Origin of the sequence: Psychrobacter sp. AOP31-B2-9, from assembly GCF_052378005.1 — a bacterium.
GTDB lineage: Bacteria > Pseudomonadota > Gammaproteobacteria > Pseudomonadales > Moraxellaceae > Psychrobacter.
This window is the reverse complement of record NZ_JBQSXG010000316.1, coordinates 1-695: the sequence shown is the minus strand read 5'-3', so window position 1 is coordinate 695 and position 695 is coordinate 1. Positions and strand designations below refer to the sequence as shown.

The window sequence follows — 695 nt, the reverse complement described above, 5'->3', positions numbered from 1 at the left end:
CTAGATTACCGCAAACAAGTTCTTAAAAGCTTAGATGAGGGCATGACCTTTGCCGAAGCTGCTGTTTTCTATGATATCAGTCCAACGACCATACAGAAGTGGAAAAAGCGTCTTCACAGTAAAACCACTCGAGACATCACTCCCTACAAAATAGAGGATGAAGCCTTAGCTCAAGACGTCAAAGACCACCCTGACGATTATCATTATGAGCGAGCCCAGCGTTTTAATTGCAGTCCAACAGGCATTAGTAAAGCCTTAAAACGTATTGGTATTAGCAAAAAAAAAGACACTTGAGCATCCCAAATCTTGTCCACTAAAGCGGGCTCACTACCTAAAAAAACTTAACCACTACATCGCTCAAGGCTTTGCTATTGTCTACATGGATGAGAGTGGGTTTGAGAGTGAAACGATGCGTCCTTGTGGCTATGCACCCATCGGTAGCCCTTGCATTGACCGTTATAACTGGCAAGCCAAAGATAGAACCAACGTCATTGGTGCGCTCTATGGCAAAATGCTGTTTGCGCTCGATTGCTTAAAGACCAACATCAATAAAGAGGTTTTCTATCACTGGTGCAAATTCACGCTGATACCAAAGCTTAAGAGAAAATGCGTACTTGTCATGGATAATGCTGCTTTTCATAAAAATAAGCGTATTCAAAAACTACTGAATAGACATGGTCATCGTGTTCTATGGC

General features: G+C 42.2%; 2 protein-coding genes. Both read left to right on the top strand.

The annotated features are described in order from the left end of the window. The coding region (locus ACT3SX_RS15415; RefSeq protein WP_444526328.1) for an IS630 transposase-related protein at positions 1 to 294 on the top strand (294 nt) is incomplete at its 5' end. Next, positions 266 to 695 (top strand): transposase (locus ACT3SX_RS15410; RefSeq protein ID WP_444761859.1); only part of this gene is annotated, 430 nt, incomplete at its 3' end. The genes ACT3SX_RS15415 and ACT3SX_RS15410, both read left to right, overlap by 29 nt.